At 64.5% G+C, this 17324-nt stretch carries 18 protein-coding genes; 2 read left to right on the top strand and 16 right to left on the bottom strand.

What is annotated here, in order from left to right:
- Positions 1–20 precede the first annotated feature (20 nt).
- The 13 genes from ybeY to H2509_RS02905 form a co-directional block, all read right to left on the bottom strand.
- Positions 21–542 carry an rRNA maturation RNase YbeY gene (gene ybeY, locus H2509_RS02965; RefSeq protein ID WP_182162135.1) on the bottom strand — a complete coding sequence of 174 codons (522 nt, stop codon included), beginning with the start codon at positions 540–542 and terminating at the stop codon, positions 21–23.
- Positions 539–1588, bottom strand: coding sequence for a PhoH family protein (locus tag H2509_RS02960; RefSeq protein ID WP_182162216.1), 1050 nt, complete (start codon positions 1586–1588; stop codon positions 539–541). The genes ybeY and H2509_RS02960 overlap by 4 nt, the downstream gene beginning before the upstream one ends.
- 87 nt (positions 1589–1675) lie before the next feature.
- Positions 1676–3130, bottom strand: coding sequence for a tRNA (N6-isopentenyl adenosine(37)-C2)-methylthiotransferase MiaB (gene miaB / locus H2509_RS02955; RefSeq protein ID WP_182162133.1), 1455 nt, complete (start codon positions 3128–3130; stop codon positions 1676–1678).
- Positions 3131–3191: 61 nt separating this feature from the next.
- Positions 3192–4046: a lysophospholipid acyltransferase family protein gene (locus tag H2509_RS02950; RefSeq protein ID WP_182162131.1), complete on the bottom strand. Its 855-nt coding sequence runs from the start codon at positions 4044–4046 to the stop codon at positions 3192–3194.
- A 4-nt stretch (positions 4047–4050) separates the two neighbouring features.
- Positions 4051–4434 carry a Fur family transcriptional regulator gene (locus H2509_RS02945; RefSeq protein WP_182162214.1) on the bottom strand — a complete coding sequence of 128 codons (384 nt, stop codon included), beginning with the start codon at positions 4432–4434 and terminating at the stop codon, positions 4051–4053.
- Between the two features lie 129 nt (positions 4435–4563).
- Positions 4564–5052 carry a GNAT family N-acetyltransferase gene (locus tag H2509_RS02940; protein ID WP_182162129.1) on the bottom strand — a complete coding sequence of 163 codons (489 nt, stop codon included), beginning with the start codon at positions 5050–5052 and terminating at the stop codon, positions 4564–4566.
- Positions 5049–5726 carry a tRNA (adenosine(37)-N6)-threonylcarbamoyltransferase complex dimerization subunit type 1 TsaB gene (tsaB, locus tag H2509_RS02935; RefSeq protein ID WP_182162127.1) on the bottom strand — a complete coding sequence of 226 codons (678 nt, stop codon included), beginning with the start codon at positions 5724–5726 and terminating at the stop codon, positions 5049–5051. Before tsaB ends, H2509_RS02940 begins: the two co-directional genes overlap by 4 nt.
- Before the next feature lie 115 nt (positions 5727–5841).
- Positions 5842–6396: a NifU family protein gene (locus tag H2509_RS02930; protein WP_182162125.1), complete on the bottom strand. Its 555-nt coding sequence runs from the start codon at positions 6394–6396 to the stop codon at positions 5842–5844.
- A 238-nt stretch (positions 6397–6634) separates the two neighbouring features.
- The gene (locus H2509_RS02925; RefSeq protein WP_182162123.1) at positions 6635–7129 is read right to left on the bottom strand and encodes a universal stress protein; all 495 of its coding nucleotides are present in this window, start codon (positions 7127–7129) and stop codon (positions 6635–6637) included.
- 51 nt (positions 7130–7180) lie between these two features.
- Positions 7181–8485 (bottom strand): ATP-dependent protease ATPase subunit HslU, encoded by a 1305-nt coding sequence (hslU, locus tag H2509_RS02920; RefSeq protein WP_182162121.1) that lies wholly within the window; start codon positions 8483–8485, stop codon positions 7181–7183.
- 47 nt (positions 8486–8532) lie between these two features.
- Positions 8533–9093 carry an ATP-dependent protease subunit HslV gene (hslV, locus tag H2509_RS02915; protein WP_182162119.1) on the bottom strand — a complete coding sequence of 187 codons (561 nt, stop codon included), beginning with the start codon at positions 9091–9093 and terminating at the stop codon, positions 8533–8535.
- 90 nt (positions 9094–9183) lie between these two features.
- Positions 9184–9768, bottom strand: a complete 585-nt coding sequence (locus H2509_RS02910; RefSeq protein WP_182162117.1) for an NADPH-dependent FMN reductase — start codon at positions 9766–9768, stop codon at positions 9184–9186.
- Positions 9769–10167: 399 nt separating this feature from the next.
- The gene (locus H2509_RS02905; protein ID WP_182162115.1) at positions 10168–10620 is read right to left on the bottom strand and encodes an Lrp/AsnC family transcriptional regulator; all 453 of its coding nucleotides are present in this window, start codon (positions 10618–10620) and stop codon (positions 10168–10170) included.
- A 125-nt stretch (positions 10621–10745) separates the two neighbouring features.
- Between H2509_RS02905 and H2509_RS02900 the strand changes: the two genes are divergently transcribed.
- Complete coding sequence (locus H2509_RS02900) at positions 10746–11954, top strand: methionine gamma-lyase (RefSeq protein ID WP_182162113.1); 1209 nt, start codon at positions 10746–10748, stop codon at positions 11952–11954.
- Positions 11955–12092: 138 nt separating this feature from the next.
- Positions 12093–14453 (top strand): transketolase-like TK C-terminal-containing protein, encoded by a 2361-nt coding sequence (locus H2509_RS02895; protein ID WP_182162111.1) that lies wholly within the window; start codon positions 12093–12095, stop codon positions 14451–14453.
- 1 nt (position 14454) lies between these two features.
- Here the strand turns inward: H2509_RS02895 and H2509_RS02890 are convergent, their stop codons facing one another.
- The 3 genes from H2509_RS02890 to H2509_RS02880 form a co-directional block, all read right to left on the bottom strand.
- A complete protein-coding gene (locus H2509_RS02890) occupies positions 14455–15072 on the bottom strand; it encodes a hypothetical protein (RefSeq protein WP_182162109.1) in 618 nt (205 codons plus the stop codon).
- A gap of 33 nt (positions 15073–15105) precedes the next feature.
- Positions 15106–16500 carry a selenium-binding family protein gene (locus H2509_RS02885; protein WP_182162107.1) on the bottom strand — a complete coding sequence of 465 codons (1395 nt, stop codon included), beginning with the start codon at positions 16498–16500 and terminating at the stop codon, positions 15106–15108.
- Between the two features lie 188 nt (positions 16501–16688).
- The gene (locus H2509_RS02880) at positions 16689–17303 is read right to left on the bottom strand and encodes a class I SAM-dependent methyltransferase (protein WP_182162105.1); all 615 of its coding nucleotides are present in this window, start codon (positions 17301–17303) and stop codon (positions 16689–16691) included.
- Between the last annotated feature and the right edge of the window lie 21 nt (positions 17304–17324).

Raw genomic sequence — 17324 nt, 5'->3', positions numbered from 1 at the left:
GGACCAGAATATCCTCTTTGCTATTCGTCGCCGGCAAGCGGCGCATCCTGATAGGGATCGGGGAGCCCGAGTCGCGCAAGAATGCGCCTTTCGGCATCCTCCATCTCCTCGGCCTCGTCGTCTATTTGGTGATCATAACCGAAAAGGTGAAGGAGTCCGTGAACGACAAGGTGCGTTAGATGGGCGTCAAACGGTTTTTCGAGTTCATCCGCCTCGCGCGCCACCGTTTCCCGCGCGATCACGATATCGCCGAGCAGCGGCCCGAATGGCGGTTCCTCGCCCTCGTCGCCGGGAAAGGAAAGCACATTGGTCGGCTTGTCCTTGCAGCGCCACTCGCGGTTCAGCTCGCGGATGCGGGCGTCGTCGGTGAAGACGACGGACAGCTCCGAACCCGGCAGGGCCTGAAGGCTTTCCTCGGCAAAGGCGGTCTCCACCGCCAGACCGACGAGCCGGGCAAGATCGTCTTCCCCCGCCCAGCCCTCAGCCTCGATACTGATGTCTATGACGAGGCCTTGGGAGGCCCCGCCGCTATGCGCGTTCATCTGTCCGCCCTTCGGCGTTCCCAGGCCAACGCCTCCCGGCCCTCGTTCACCGAGGCGGCCAGTTCCCGCTGTTCAGAGGCCTTGCGGGAGGCATCGTCATAAGCCTTGACGATGCGCGCCACAAGCTCGTGGCGCACCACGTCCACCTCGGTGAAGGCGACATGCGCCACGCCCTGCACTTCGCGCAGCAGGGCCAGCGCCTCGCGCAAGCCCGACGACTGGCCCGGCGGCAGATCGACCTGGCTCGGATCGCCCGTCACGATCATCTTGGAATTCTCGCCAAGGCGCGTGAGGAACATCTTCATCTGCATGGCGGTGGTGTTTTGCGCCTCGTCGAGGATCACCACCGCATTGGAGAGCGTGCGCCCGCGCATGAAGGCCAGCGGCGCCACCTCGATCATGCCCGACTGCAGGCCGCGATCGACCTTTTCCGGCGGCATCATCTCATAGAGCGCGTCGTAGAGAGGCCGCAGATACGGATCGACCTTTTCCTTCATGTCGCCAGGCAGGAAGCCAAGCCTCTCGCCCGCCTCGACGGCGGGACGCGACAGGATCAGGCGCGCCGTGTCACCCCGCTCCAGCAGCGTAGCCGCGTAGGCGACCGCCAGGAAGGTCTTGCCGGTACCGGCTGGTCCGGTGCCGAAGACAAGGTCCGCCCGGTCCATGGCTCTCAGATAGGCGTCCTGGGCGGGCGTGCGGGCAACCACCGTCTTGCGACGGGTGGAGACCTGCGCGAAGGCCAGGCGCGATTTCGATTCCATGGTCGGCAGGGTAAGCTGCGCCTCGGCGGCCGCCGCCATCCTCAACGCCCCTTCCACGTCGGCCGGGTGGATCTCATGTCCCTGCTGCAACCGGACATAGAGGGATTCAAGCGCATGGCGTGCCTGCTCGCAGGCCGGATGCATGCCCTTGATCGTGACCTGGTTGCCGCGCGCGACGGCATCCACGCCCAGTCGTTGTTCGATGATGGCAAGATTCTGATCGAATTGCCCGAACAGATCGCCAACGAGGCGATTGTCGTCGAAGGCCAGCACGACATGTGTCATGTCGGAGGCAGGCACCGCATCGCGACTAGCGCCGAAACGGGCCGGTGGATGGGCATTGCCCGTCAAGTACCACCTCCTGGTTTCCCCTCAGGCAGGAATCGCAACGCTTCCGTTGGATTCTTGCCTATCCTGCCCCTTTACGAGCCTGCCGAATAGTGAGTTTGTGCTGACGTCGTCGATTTCCACCGTTGCGAAGGCCCCGATGAGGGATTCCGGGGCGTCGACCTGCACCGGCTGCAACCACGGAGAGCGGCCGACGAGCTGGCCGGCATGCCGGCCCGGCTTTTCGAAGAGCACGTCCATCCGCTTTCCCTTGAGCGAGGCATTGAAGGCCCGCTGCTGGCGCACGAGCAGGTCTTGCAAGGCCGCAAGGCGCTCCGACTTGACCGTCTCATCGATCTGATCCGCCATCGCGGCTCCCGGCGTGCCGGGACGGGAACTGTATTTGAAGGAAAAGGCGGAGGCGTAGCCGACGCGCTCTACCAGGTCCATCGTATCGGCAAAGTCCAGATCGCTCTCGCCCGGGAAGCCGACGATGAAATCGCCCGACATCGCCATATCCGGACGCGCTTCGCGAATCCGCTCGATCAGGCGGAAATAGACGTCCCGCGTGTGCTTGCGGTTCATGGCCTTCAGGACCCGGTCGGAGCCGGATTGCACGGGCAGATGAAGATAGGGCATCAGGATATCGAGGTCGCGATGGGCGGCGATCAGCGCGTCGTCCATGTCGCGCGGATGGCTGGTCGTGTAGCGCAGCCGGTCGATGCCCTCGATTTCGGCAAGACGGAACAGCAGTTCGCCAAGCCCCCAATTCCGCCCGTCCGGCCCCTCGCCATGCCAGGCATTGACGTTCTGGCCCAGCAGCGTCACCTCGCGCACGCCGGCATCGGCCAACCGCCTGGCCTCCTCGACGATCTGGCCGACGGAGCGTGAAACCTCGGCGCCTCGCGTATAAGGCACGACGCAGAAAGTACAGAACTTGTCGCAGCCTTCCTGAACGGTAAGGAAGGCCGTCACGCCGCGCGAACGCACGGCCTTGGCCGAGGGCTTCGCCAGATGCTCGAACTTGTCGGCGACATCGAAGCCGGTCTCGACCACGGTGGATCCGTTGCCGGCGCGTGCCACCAGTTCCGGCAGGCGGTGGTAGCTCTGAGGCCCGAAGACGAGATCCACCACCGGCGCGCGCCGGGCGATCTCCTCACCCTCGGCCTGCGCGACGCAGCCGGCCACGCCGATCATCAGCCGCTTGCCGGATTTTTCACGCTCCGCCTTCAGCAGTCTCAGGCGCCCGAGTTCGGAATAGACCTTCTCCGCCGCCTTCTCGCGGATATGGCAGGTATTGAGGATGATCAGGTCCGCATCGTCTGCGACCTGCGTCAGGCTGTAACCCTCCGGCGCCAGCGCATCCGCCATGCGGTCGGAATCGTAGACGTTCATCTGGCAGCCATAGGTCTTGACGAAGACGTTGCGGCCCTGCCGCCCCTTCGCGTTCACGTCATCGGCCGTTCGGCCGGCGGACCCTTGAGCTGAATTGTCCGTCATCTCTTTCCCTGCCGGTCTTCCCTGCCGGTGCCGCGACCGGCGCCCGAAACCATATCTTTCCTCAGGCGGCGCCAGCTTTAACGGTTTTCTCTCCGCTTGAGAATAGGCGAGCTTTCCCGTCCGCGACAGCCGGCTCGCGCCCGGAAAGCACGGCCGCCGTCATCTCGCGCACCGTCGACTCCAGATAGCGGGTGAGTTCCTTGCGGTCCGTTGCGCTGCCGACGGGAACCGGTTGGCCCCAGGTGAGCTCGACATCGATGGCCCCGTCGCGGCAGACGGCCAGGAAGTGGCCGATCATCTCCATGTCGCCGTACCAGGCCACATGCGGGCGGAACTGCCGGCCCATCGGCAGGCCCTGCAGACGGGTATAGGCGATGGACAAAGGCTGCACGTAAACCTCCGCGCCCGCATCGCCCAGCGCGTGACGGGCCGCTCCGATGAGGGCGGAGCGGAAGGGCAGCACGCCGTTGCCGTCGTTCGACGTCCCTTCGGCAAACAGCACCATGGCATCGCCCCCGACGAGCCTCGCGCCGATCTCGCGCGCGACCCTGCCCGTTTCCGAGCGGCGCTGGCGGTCGACGAAGACGGTGCGCTGCAGCCTGGCGAACAGGCCGAAGACGGGCCAGCCGGCCACTTCCGACTTGGCGATGAAGGAGAGCGGCATGCGCGATCCAAGCACCGTAATGTCGATCCAGGAGGCGTGGTTGGCGGTCACCAGCAGCGGCCGCTCGGAAGCGGGGCGGCCACGCTCGATGACGCGGATGCCGACAAGGGCGCAGGCGATGCGATGCCACAGCACGGGCAGGCGTCGGGCGAGCGGACGACGGGTCCTGACTGCGGCCCACTGCACGGGAATGAGCGTCAGCGTCACCAGTGTGAGGATCGTCAGGACGAAGCCGGCCCGCACCCTCGGCATGGCCCTACTCCGTTTCGCCCGGCTTCAGCGGCACGCCGTAAAGTTCCAGCCGGTGATCGACGAGCCTGTAGCCGAGCTTGCGGGCGATCGTCTCCTGCAGCGCCTCGATCTCCTCGTTGCGGAATTCGATCACCTTGCCGGACTTCAGGTCGATCAGGTGATCGTGATGCTCGTCGGGAACGGTCTCGTAGCGGGCGCGGCCGTCGCGGAAATCGAGCCTTGCGATGATACCTGCGTCCTCGAATAGCTTCACCGTGCGATAGACCGTGGAAATCGAAATGCGCGGATCCTCCGCCACCGCCCGGCGATAGAGCTCTTCCACGTCGGGATGGTCGGTCGACGTTTCGATGACGCGTGCGATCACGCGGCGCTGGTCCGTCATGCGCATACCCTTGGTCACGCACAGCTCTTCCAGCGATACCTGATTTTCAGAGGTCGTCACGTCAACTCCAGATCGCCTGTGCGATTTGCCAAGGGAAAGTCTGCGCCCCGGGCGCACCTCCTGCAAGCCAAGCGATTAAGCCAGATCGACGCGCATGACAAGCGCGCTGCCGTCGCCCTTGCCGCCCGAATAATAGGCGCGGCGCTCGCCGACCTGGCGCATGCCAAGGCCCCGATACAGCAAAAGGGCCGCCTCGTTGCCAGCGTCGACCTCCAGAAACAGGCTCTTCACCCGCTCGGCGTAGAGCCTGGACATCGCCGCGCCCATGAGCTGGCGGGCAATGCCGCGCCCGCGATGGCGCGGATCGACGGCAATCGTCAGGACCTCGGCCTCGTCCGCGGCTTTTCGCACGATGACGAAGCCGAGCGGCCTGCGGCTGGCGGACGGACTGGAGCGGCGGGCAAGCAGGATGGTGACGCCCGGCTGGCTGCGCAGGGCGGCGAGTTCCTCCGCGTCCCAGGTTTGATTGAAGGACTTTGCGTGAATCTCCGCCAGGCGATCGAGATCGCCCGCCTCCGCTTCCTCCACCACCGGGGGAGGTGCCCAGAACCACCAGAAGCTCATACCCGCAACCGTTCGTCGCTGACCTGCGGTCTGGCGTCGGGCGGACGCAAATAGAGCGGCACGGGCATTTTGCCGTCCGCCTCGGCGGCATGCCCAAGCCTGGCCACGTCCCCAATCGCCGGCCATGCAGCTTCCGTTACTATGCAATCCCCGCCAAGGCCAGCGAGAGCGGCCACTTTCCTTGCGCCGGAGCCTGCAAGGCAGGCGTTCGGCGGCAGATTGGCGGCAAGACGTTGCGCATCGGTCACGCCCGGGGCGGTGAGCGGCTCGCGGCGTCCATCGAAACGCTGGTGATAGACCTCGTTGCCGCGTGCATCGAGAACGACGTCGAGCATGGCGGCCTCGCCACGATGCAGGGCGCCGGCGGCAATGGCCTCAAGCGTCGTGACGCCGACGACCGGGATGCCAAGCACCAGCGCGAGGCCCCGCGCGACCGATATGCCGACGCGCAGGCCCGTGAAGCTGCCCGGCCCGGTCGTCACGACAATGCGGGTGAGATGCTCAAAGGCGACACCGGCCTCGGCCATGACCTGATCGACCATGTCCATCAACCGCTCGGCGTGACCGCGGCCAAGCTCCTCGGAAACGGTAAAAAGCCGCTCGCCTGCGTTCCGCGTGTCGAGCACGGCAACGGAACAGGCGGCAAGCGCGGTATCGATCGCAAGCAGAATCATGCTGCGAGGTAACAGCTTCCGCCCCGCTTCGTAAAGCGCCGCCGACCGTGATGCAAAAATGGCCCGGCGAGCACCTCGCCGGGCCTTCGGGATTTCGGGAACCTTGCCGAAGCGCCTAGAGCGAGCGCACTTCCTCCACTTCCGGCACGAAATGCCGCAGCAGGTTCTGGATGCCGTGCTTCAGCGTCGCGGTCGACGACGGGCAGCCGGCGCAGGCACCGCGCATCGAAAGATACACGATACCTTCCTTGTAGCCCTTGAACGTGATGTCGCCGCCATCCTGGGCGACCGCCGGGCGGACGCGGGTCTCCAGCAGGTCCTTGATCATGTCGACGGTTTCCTCGTCGCCATCATCGAAGAATTCTTCCGACGCCTCGGCCTGGCCTTCGGTGCGCAACACCGGCGCGCCCGACATGAAATGCTCCATGATCGCGCCGAGGATCGCCGGCTTCATGTGCTGCCAGTCGGTATCGTCCTTGGTGACGGTGATAAAGTCGTGGCCGAAGAAGATGCCGACGACGCCCGGCACCGAGAAGAGCTTTTCCGCCAACGGCGAGATCGCGGCATCGGCGGCCGAGCGGAAATCGCGCGTACCTTCGGGCAGCACGATGCGGCCCGGCAGAAACTTCAGCGTCGCCGGGTTCGGCGTGGCTTCCGTCTGAATGAACATCGAAAAGGTCCTCTTTCGGCGAGCTTCCCGCTCCGCCCTGCTGTCGCATACGGGGCCGCGGCGATGTCGCGCGAGCCCTCATCCACTGAACTTCAACCTACACCAGATACGTATCGCTGCGTAGGTGCAATCTTAGAATAATTCCAGACTTTGATCGCAAAAATAGACGTTGCCTCCGCCCAGTCAAGGCGTCACCTCACCGCAGTGGCGCTAATTTTCGCCGAATCCGGCGGGACAATCAGGCCAGCGCGAAGATCGAGGCCTCGTCCAGGTCGCCCGGCACGATTGTCACCGGAATGGGGAACGTGGTCGCCGCTTTCCCAGCTATGGAAGATACCAGCGGTCCCGGCCCCTCCGAGCCTGTCGCGGCGGCCAGCACCAGGATGGCGATGTCGGCGTCCTGCTCGATCAGCGCCACGATCTCGTCAGAACGGTTGCCTTCGCGGATCACGCATTCGGGTTCGATGCGGGCGACGGCGCGCACCCGGTCGGCAGCCTTTGCCAGCACGGCCTCGGCTTCCTCGCGCGCTTCGGCGCGCATGATGTCTTCCACTCCCAGCCAGTGCTGGAAGTCTCCGGGCGCGATGACATAGAGCAATGTCACCACGCCCCCGGTTCGCTCCGCGCGCTTTGCGGCATAGAGGATCGCCTTATCGCATTCAGGCGTCTCGTCGACGACGCACATGAACTTGCGGCGATGGCCTTCCTCGAAACTCTTTCGGATCGCTACCATGGCCGCATGCTGCCATTGCCGGGGCGGGCCGACAAGTGGCTCGCCCGTCCGTCAAAGGATGAAGCGCGACAGATCGATATTCTTGGCAAGCTCGCCAATGTTGTCGCGCACATAAGACGCGTCGATCGTCACCTTGTCGCCGGAGCGGTCCGGCGCCGTGAAGGACACTTCATCCAGCACCCGCTCCATCACCGTCTGCAACCGCCGTGCGCCGATATTCTCCACCGTCGCGTTGAGGTCGACGGCGATCGTCGCGATCTCGTCGATCGCCTCGTCGGAGAAGGCGAGTTCGACCCCCTCCGTCTGCATCAGGGCAACATATTGCTTGATGAGGCTCGCTTCCGTTTCCGTCAGGATGGCGCGGAAATCGTCCTTGGTCAGCGCCCGCAGTTCCACGCGGATCGGCAGCCGGCCCTGAAGTTCGGGCAGCAGGTCCGATGGCTTGGCGACATGGAAGGCGCCGGAGGCGATGAAGAGCACGTGGTCCGTCTTCACAGGCCCGTATTTGGTGGCGACCACAGTCCCCTCGATCAGCGGCAGCAGGTCGCGCTGGACGCCCTCGCGGGACACGTCGCCGCCGACCCTTTCGCCGCGCGCGCAGATCTTGTCGATCTCGTCGAGAAAGACGATGCCGGCATTTTCCACCAGCGCGATCGCTTCCTCGACCACTTTTTCCTCATCGAGAAGCTTGTCGGATTCCTCGGTGATCAAGAGGCCGTAGCTGTCCTTTACCGTGGTGCGCTTGGTCCGCGTCTGCCCGCCAAGGGCCTTGCCGAGCAGGTCCGACAGGTTCATCACGCCGACGCTGGCGCCCGGCATGCCCGGCATCTCGAAGCTCGGCATCTGCGCCTGGGCGCGGACCTCGATCTCGATTTCCTTGTCGTCCAGCTCGCCGTCACGCAGCTTCTTGCGGAAGGCGTCGCGGGTCGAAGGGCTGGAATTCTTGCCCACCAGCGCGTCGAGCACCCTCTCCTCGGCCTGGATATGCGCCTTGGCCTCCACGGCCTTGCGCTTTTCCGTGCGCACCAGCGAAATGCCGGCTTCCACCAGGTCGCGGATGATCTGCTCCACGTCGCGGCCCACATAGCCGACCTCGGTGAACTTCGTCGCCTCCACCTTGACGAAGGGCGCGTTGGCCAGCTTGGCGAGACGGCGGGATATCTCCGTCTTGCCGACACCGGTCGGGCCGATCATCAAGATGTTCTTCGGCAGCACTTCCTCGCGCATTACGCCGGTCAGCTGCTGGCGGCGCCAGCGGTTCCTGAGCGCGATCGCGACCGCGCGCTTCGCCTCCTTCTGGCCGATAATGTAGCGGTCGAGTTCGGAGACGATCTCGCGGGGGGAAAACGTGGACATGGACGATTGATTCCTCGATCGGGTTGGCCTGGAAAGCTGCCTGAGCCTCAGCGCTCGCTTTCCAGCCGCTCTATCGTCAGGTTGCTGTTGGTATAGACGCAGATATCGGCGGCGATCGCCATCGCCTTGCGGGCGACGGCTTCCGCATCGAGATCCGTGTCGACAAGCGCGCGCGCCGCGGCGAGCGCGAAATTGCCGCCCGAGCCAATACCCATCACGCCGCCTTCCGGTTCCAGCACGTCGCCATTGCCGGTCAGCACCAGCGAGGTCGTTTTGTCGGCGACGATCATCATCGCTTCCAGCCGGCGCAGATAGCGGTCGGTGCGCCAGTCCTTGGCCAGTTCCACGCAGGCGCGCATCAACTGGCCGGGATACTGCTCGAGCTTGGCTTCCAGCCGCTCGAACAGCGTGAAGGCGTCGGCCGTGGCGCCGGCGAAACCGCCGATCACGTCGCCCTTGGAAAGCGGACGGACCTTGCGGGCGGAATTCTTGATCACGGTCTGGCCGAGCGACACCTGGCCGTCGCCGGCGATCACCACCTGGCCGGCCTTGCGCACCGTGAGAATGGTCGTGCCGTGCCAGCTGGCCGGTTCGCCATTTTGGTTCATGAAAGCCTCTCATTCGTTGCCCCGGTCCAGGAAGGCAACCGGGCCCGCCCTATGTAAGGCCGACGATGGAGAATGCCAACCGCCGCAACCTCATCCAGACCTCAGCGCCACTTCGGCAAGCAGCCTTTTCACCAGGGCGTCGGCATGGCGGGTCGGCGGTCCTTCCTTCAGCCTGCCGTCCTCGTCGAAGGCGTCCTTCGCCTTCGGGATCGACACCATCTCTGGAATCACAAAGGCGCCGACCCCGATCTCAAGGATCGTCCGCAGGCCGATCAGCCCGCGCATGCCCCCGAACTGTCCGGGCGAGGCGGCGCCCACCGCGAAGACGCGGTTCTTGAAGGCGGCGGACGGCGGCTCGCCGTCTTCGGAAAGGCGCGACACCCAGTCCAGCGTGTTCTTCAGCAGCGGCGTGATGGAGGTGTTGTATTCGGGGCTTGCTATGAAAATTCCGTCATGCCGCTGGAAAAGCGCCTTCAGCCGGACGGAGTTTTCCGGCGCACCTTCCTCGCGTTCCAGATCCGCATTGAAGATCGGCAGGGGATAGTCGGCAAGCGAGATGCGCGTTACCTCCGCTCCGGCCGCTTCCAGGCACTGCACCATATGATCGGCAAGCCGACCGTTATAGGAACCGGTGCGGGTCGAGCCGGCAAAAACGAGGATCCTCGGGGTGCGCATGGCGTCTCCGCTCTATTCTTCGATTGGGCTCCCCTCGCATATAAAGCGTGGTTCCGCGCCGGCCAGCCCGAGCTACGGCACCCGGTCCACCAAGCAGCTCCTGAGGTTGTCCCTCGCTGTGTCATCCGGGCCCGCGTGCGCGGCAACGCGCATCGCGAGAGCCAGGGTGACGGGAGCCAGCGTGACGGGAGCTTGGGGCAAGCCTTTGCAGCAAGTTCGCTCGCCAAATGGGTCGCACATCCTCTCCGCTCGTCTTCGCCGGGCCCAGACCCGGCGATCCAACGGGCGGCGGTCAAGAACTCGGGCTCCCGATGGATTGCCGGGTTAAGCCCGGCAATGATGAACCGAGAGGCTATGGCAGAGAAGCTGCTGCCTCTCAGCCTCAGCTTCCCGGATGCCTCAACCCGGCAGCACCTGGCTTTTCTTGACGATGCCATAGGCAAAGCTTGAATCGAGCGAGGCGATGCCCGGGATCTTGTGGATGCGGCGGCGGATGAAATCCTCGTAGTCGCCAAGGCTCGCCACCACGACCCTGAGCAGATAGTCGCGATCGCCCGCCATCAGGTAGCATTCCATGATCTCGTCGATCTTGCGGATCGCTTCCTCGAAGAGCCGAACATTTTCCTCCGAATGCCGGTCGAGGCGGACCTGCAGGAACACCGTCACCGGCAGGCCGTATGCCTCCTGGTCGACGATCGCCGCATAGCCTTCGATGATCCCGGCCATTTCCAGGTTCCTGACCCGCCGCAGGCAGGGCGAGGGCGACAGGTGCACGCGCTCGGAAAGTTCCTGGTTGGTGAGCCTGCCGTCTGCCTGAAGCTCGCGGACGATCCGGCGATCTATCGCATCCATTTGCGGCCTTTCTGGCAGAATCTGCCAATATGAAACTTGATCGAGCCTGACTTTGCCACAAATGCGCAGGCACTTTCATCTAGTCTTTCGGTCAGCGAGTGTTTTGCGAGCAAGGAAGACAGATCATGGCCGACACCACATTCAAGGGCTTTGCGACGACGGCGATCCACCATGGCTACGACCCGATGGCTCATGAGGGCGCACTGACACCGCCGGTGCACATGACCTCGACCTTCGCATTCGAGACGACGGAGATGGGCGGCGAGATCTTCGCCGGCGAGCGGCCGGGCCATGTCTATTCCCGCATTTCCAATCCGACGGTCGATCTGCTGGAGCAACGCGTCGCGATGCTGGAAGGCGCCGAAGCCGGTGTTGCGACCGCGTCCGGCATGGGCGCGATCACGGCAGTGCTGTGGACTTTCCTTTCGCCGGGCGACGAGGTGATCGTCGACAAGACGCTCTACGGCTGCACCTTCGCCTTCATGCGCCACGGCCTGACCCGCTTCGGCATCACGATCACCCATGTCGACATGAGCGACCCGCAGAACCTGGAGGCCGCGATTTCCGGGCGCACCCGCGTCGTCTATTTCGAGACGCCGGCCAATCCGAACATGCGCCTTGTCGACATCGCCGCGGTGAGCCGGATCGCCCGTCGGCACGGGGCAAGGGTCGTTGTCGACAACACCTATGCCACGCCCGTCATCACCCGACCGATCGAACTCGGCGCCGATGTCGTCGTTCACTCGGCGACGAAATATCTCGGCGGCCACGGCGACCTGATCGCCGGCATCGCGGTGGGCAATGCGGAAGACATGCGCAACGTCCGCCTCTTCGGCCTGAAGGACATGACCGGTGCTGTGCTTTCGCCGCTGACCGCCCATCTCATCATGCGCGGGCTGAAGACGCTGGAACTGCGCATGGAGCGCCATTGCGCCTCCGCCAACGCCGTCGCCCGCGCGCTGGAGGAAAACCCGGCCATTGCCAAAGTCTACTATCCGGGGCTGGAAAGCTTCTCCCAACATGAGCTGGCGACGCGCCAGATGCCGGGCTTCGGCGGCATGATCGCCTTCGAGCTGAAGGGCGGCTACGCGGCCGGCATGGCGTTTCTCAACCGGCTGAAGCTGATCCGCCGCGCGGTCAGCCTCGGCGATGCCGAAACGCTGATCCAGCATCCCGCGAGCATGACACATTCCACCTACACCGCCGAGGAACGGCATGAGCACGGCATTTCGGACGGGCTGATCCGCCTGTCCGTCGGCCTGGAGACGCTAGACGACATCCTTGCCGACCTGCGTCAGGCGCTCGGGGAGGACGGGCAACGCCTCGCCGCGTGACCGGCGAATATTTATTGCGGCTTCGCTGCGGAAGAAGGAACATTCTTCCGCAGCGAAGCCGTCTGTCGGCAATAACAGATAAAGTTCTGCCTCGGGAGGCGGCGTAGCCTGCATTCCGGAATTGTGGGGAGGAACGGCATGGATCTGGCCCGCCTGAAGGAAATCGAGAAGAAGCTCCTGTGGCTCGCCTGCTGGACGATCCACAACGCCAATCACCTGCGCGAGAAGACCGACGGGCTGAAAGTCGGCGGCCATCAGGCTTCGTCCGCCTCGATGGTTTCCATCATGACGGCGCTCTACTTCCATTCGCTGAGGCCGCAGGACCGCGTGGCGGTGAAGCCGCATGCCTCGCCCGTTTTCCATGCCATCCAGTACCTGATGGGCAACCAGACCCGCGAAAGACTCGAGAATTTTCGCGGCTATGGCGGCGCGCAGTCCTATCCCAGCCGCACCAAGGACGTGGACGACGTCGATTTCTCTACCGGTTCCGTCGGTCTCGGCGTCGCGATCACCGCCTTCACCTCCATGGTGCAGGACTATATCGCCGCCAAACCCTGGGCGAAGACGCGCGCCGAGGGACGGATGATCGCACTCGTCGGCGACGCCGAGCTCGACGAGGGCAATGTCTACGAGGCGTTGCAGGAAGGCTGGAAGCACGGCCTGCGCAACACCTGGTGGATCATCGACTATAACCGCCAGAGCCTCGACGGCGTGGTGCGCGAGGGCCTTGCCCGGCGCATCGAGTCGATCTTCGGCGCTTTCGGCTGGGATGTGGTGCGCCTGAAATACGGCGCCCTGCAACGCGCGGCCTTCGACGAGCCGGGTGGCGAGGCGCTGAAGCGCTGGATCGACGACTGCCCGAACGCGCTCTATTCCGCGCTGACCTTCCAGGGCGGAGCGGCGTGGCGAAAGCGCCTGCAGGACGATATCGGCGACCAGGGCAAGGTCAGCGCGCTGATCGGCCGCCGCTCCGATGCCGAATTGCAGGAACTGATGACCAATCTCGGCGGCCATTGCCTGGAAACGCTGACGGACGCCTTCGCGCGGATAGATCACGACCGGCCAGTCGCCTTCGTGGCCTATACCATCAAGGGCTGGAACACGCCGTTGGCAGGGCACAAGGACAACCATTCCGGCCTGATGACGCCGGCGCAGATGGACGCCTTCAAGCAGCAGATGGGCGTTCGCGACGGCCGCGAATGGGACCTCGACCATGGCCTCGACGCCTTTTTGAAGGAGGTTCCCTTCTTCCGGGAAGGACGCCGCCGCCATTCCGCCGGCCGGCTCGCCACGCCGGGACCGGTCTTCCTCGACGACAGGGAGCTTTCGACGCAGGCGGGCTTCGGCAAGATCCTCGACGCGCTGGCCAAGTCCGGCAGCTCGCTCGCCGACCGCATCGTCACCACGTCGCCGGACGTGACCGTCTCCACCAATCTTGGGCCATGGGTGAACCGGCGCGGGCTCTTTGCCCGCGAGGAGATCGCCGACACGTTCCGCGACGAGCGCGTGCCTTCGGCGCAGAAGTGGCGGTTCGACAGGCAGGGCCAGCATATCGAACTCGGCATCGCCGAGATGAACCTCTTCCTGTTGCTGGGAGCCGCCGGCCTGTCGCACTCGCTGTTCGGCGAACGCCTGCTGCCCGTCGGCACGCTCTACGATCCCTTCATCGCGCGCGGTCTCGATGCGCTGAACTACGCCTGCTACCAGGATGCGCGCTTCCTGCTGGCCGCCACACCCTCCGGCGTGACGCTGGCGCCCGAAGGCGGCGCGCACCAGTCCGTCGGCACGCCGCTGATCGGCATGGCGCAGGACGGCCTCGCCTCCTTCGAGCCCGCCTATCTCGACGAGTTGTCGATCGTCATGGACTGGGCTTTCGACTACATGCAGCGCGACGGCAAGGCGGACCGGGACGAGAACACCTGGCTGCGCGACGAGACCGGCGGCTCCGTCTATCTCAGGCTGTCCACCCGCGCGCTGGAACAGCCGGCCAGCCGCGACACCGCCGAATTCCGCCAGGGTGTCATCGACGGCGCCTACTGGCTGCGCAAGCCCGGACCGAACGCGGAGGTCGTCATCGCCTATCAGGGCGTGGTGGCCCCAGAGGCGATCGAGGCGGCCGGCCGTATCGGTGACGACCGGCGCGATATCGGCGTTCTTGCCGTAACCTCCGCCGACCGTCTGAACGCGGGCTGGCACGCGGCGATGCGCATGCGCAAGCGCGGGCAAAAAGGCGCGACGAGCCATATCGAGCGCCTGCTTGCCGACGTGCCGCGCCATTGCACGCTGATCAGCGTCACCGACGGACATCCCGCCACGCTTGCCTGGCTCGGCGGCGTGATCGGCCATCGTACCGTGGCGCTTGGCGTCGAGCATTTCGGCCAGACCGGCACCATCGCCGATCTCTACCGGCATTTCGGCATCGACGCGGATGCGATCGTTGCCGCCGCCTCCGAGATCGCGCCGGGCCGCCCGATCCGTCTGGCGGGGCAGGTGGCGTAGGTTAAAGGATAAGGATCAAACCGGTGGCGAGCAGCGCCGCCACCCAGATCATATCCATGTTGATCCAGCCCTGGCGCAGGAAAGCGAGCCCCGCCCATTCATAGACGACGCCTGCGACAAGCGCGGTGGTTGCCAGCAGGGCGCCGGTGTGGACGCCGATCGCCGCAAGAGCCACGGGCAGCGAGCCTGAGGCGGTCAGCTCGCCGGCCGGGCTTGCCGACAGGCAAAGGGGAATGATCACCGGCACCAGCATCAGCCCGGCGCCGTGGCCGGTCGCCATCAGGAAGGACCACAGGCCAAGCCCGGCAAGACCCGTGGTCATGCCGATGCGCACGCGGTGACGATGGCCGTAAACGGCATAATAGGCAGCCCAGGCAATCAGAAAGATCCCCGCCACTCGCTCCAGCAATTGCGGCTCCACCACAAGGCCGAGAAAAACGATAGCCGCCGCCACCAGGGCGATCGAGACCGCGTGGCCGGCGGCGATCGGGATCAGCGAAAGCCACAGCGCGGAGCGGCTGTCACGGTGGAGGCCGAGCGCCACCGCGAAAAGCCAACCCATCGCCGGATTGATGCCGTGAAAGGCGCCGAGGCCGGCCAGCACCAGCCAGGGCGACATTTCAGCCGCCCCTGCCGGTTGCCGGCTGCCCGGTCACGGGTAGCAGTAGGAGTCGGACGAGCAATCGCCGCCCTCCAGCCGCACCTGATGCGGGCGATGGCCCTTCGGCCAGTCGACGAAGAACCTTTCGTCGAAGTCGATGCCGCCATTGTCGCCCACATCGAGCTTCACCATCCAGCCGTCTATACCCTCGGGATAGAATTGCGGATCAATGGCGCCGTAGAGCGAGTTGGTGAAATAGACGCGTTTGCCGTCGCGGCTCACCTCCACCATCTGCGGTCCGCCATTCAAAGCGCCGTTGCGCGCGCCGGGATGGGTTGCGCGCGACACAATGCCGCCAATGCGTACGCGCCCCGTCTCCTTCGGCTTGAACGGGTCGGTAACGTCATACTGGATCATATCGCCCGTTCCCCAGCACGAGACGTAGAGAAAGCGGTCGTCCATCGACAGATCGATATCGGTAACCAGCGGCGGCACCGCCTTGAAGCCTTTCAGGATCGGCGGCAACCGGTCCGGATCGGCGGGCTCCGCCGGGATCTCGATCACCTTCTTGATCGCCCATTTCGATCCGTCGCGATACCAGGTCCAGATCGACGCGGAGAGGTCCTTCAGACTGATGACGCAGCCGACGAAGCCATAGGCCTTGGTCGGGTCATGCGCCGGGCGAAGCTCGAAGACGAGCTGATGCTCCTCGCCCAGGTCTATCTCCTGCAGGTGCTTGCGCTTGTGCAGGTCCCAGAAGTGGATGCGCCGGCCGTATTTGGACCCCAGCAGCACTTCCGGCACCAGTCCGTTCTCAAACGTGTCGGGCGTGCCCCATTCGCTGGTCACCATGGTGTCGTGGCCGAGATGCCACCAGAAGTCATAGGCAAGCTTCTGCGGCCCGCGATCCATCTCCCACTGGCCCAGCACCTCGAAATTGTCGTGGTCGAGCAGGAAGATGCCGCCCGGCGCCTTGCCTTCGCCGTTGCCGAGCGCGTTCACGTAGATACCTTCCGGCCCGCAATGGATCGTGTGCAGCCGCGAATAGCCGGCCTTCTCGGCGATTTCCTCCGGTTCGATCACCTTGACGATCTTCGGGTTCTTCGGATCGGGCTTGGTGTCGATGATATGCAGGCGCGAGGAGCGCAGGCCCGGCACCACGAGATAGCGCCGCTCGACATGCGGATGCGGCGCGTTCGGACACAGGCAGGAGGAACAGGCGTTCCAGCCGAAATGATGCAATTCGTCTCCCGTATTGGGCATTTCCACCTGGCCGACGATTTCGGCGTAGGTCGCCGATTTCGGATCGACATCGACGACGGCAATGGCGTCCGGTTTCTTGCGGTCCGGGTCGAAGGCCGCCACGTAGGCGAGCTTTTCGATCGGAGCCTTGGCGGCCATTCGCGGAGATGGATAGAAAGAGGGATCCGGTTTCCAGGTAGCCATGGCGTTTCCTCCCGAGAGTTCCATGACAGCGGCGCTTTTCATTTCCCCCAGCCGAAAAGCGGAAACATCATCCCATCGACCAACAACTGTGTCGAATCTTTAAGGGAATATGCGAAATCAGTCGGACCGAAAACAAATTTTCGCGGGATTCGTAAAACCCGAAAACAACACAGAAACAGATCAGGACATCAATTCGGTTGCCCGGCCCTGCGATAGACGAAGACGCGGGCAGGCGGCAGGTTCATGACGATCCAGTTCGTCCGCTCGATCATCAGGTTTCCCTCTTCCTCCGCAATCGGCGGCACAAGGGCATAGGAGAACTGGATGAAGGGGGCGCCGGGCTGCAGGAGATCGAGCGCATCGCCAAGCAGCGAGCGCCGCTCTTCCCTCGGCCGGGTAAACAGGGGCAGCGAGGAGACGATGCTGGCAAGGCTGCCCGGCTCGACGTCGCTCAACGTGTCGCGCAGGCGATAGGCGTCGCCCTCCACCACACTCATGCCAGGAAACCGCCGCCCGAGAAGGTCGCAGAAATCGCGGTTGAACTCGACCGCGACGAGGCGTTCCTGCGCGATGCCGCGATCCAGGATCGCCTTGGTGACAACTCCGGTACCCGGTCCAAGCTCCAGCACGTCGCCGCTGCGTCCGGCTTCAACGAAGCCCGCCATCTTCTTCGCGAGATCGGGGCCCGACGGACTGACAGCACCCGTCGTCAGCGGCTTTTCCGCCCAACTGCGGATGAAGCGCACTTCATCTGCGATCTTTGCCGTCAATCCCCGAACCTTGCGGGCCGATACGTCAAGCATTGCTGAAACACCTTTTCACTC

Source organism: Stappia albiluteola (genome assembly GCF_014050225.1).
Taxonomy (GTDB): Bacteria; Pseudomonadota; Alphaproteobacteria; order Rhizobiales; family Stappiaceae; genus Hongsoonwoonella; species Hongsoonwoonella albiluteola.
The sequence above is the reverse complement of the archived record's forward strand: the minus strand, read 5'-3'. Positions and strand labels throughout refer to the sequence as shown.